General features: G+C 41.1%; 1 protein-coding gene. It reads left to right on the forward strand.

Features of this window, described 5'->3' with window-relative positions:
* A partial coding sequence (locus AC1M9A_RS14475; RefSeq protein WP_481610501.1) for a GA-like domain-containing protein occupies nucleotides 1–224 on the forward strand: 224 nt, incomplete at both ends.

Here is a 224-nt window from a genome sequence, read left to right on the forward strand (position 1 = left end):
ATGAATTGGTAGAGGCAATTGCTGCTAAAAATGGTGTAATCAGTCCAGCAACGCAAGCTCAATTACAAGCGATCAAAGATCAATTAGATGCGTTGAAAGGTACAGCACAAGGCTTGGTTGATGCATTACCTGAATCAGCAGCTAAAGATGATCTAGATGCTCGTTTAGATGCTCTAGATACAGTTGTACCAGCAGTGAACGATACAGATAGCAATGGTATTGCT

The sequence above is a fragment of the Acinetobacter sp. ANC_7634 genome, assembly GCF_056779875.1.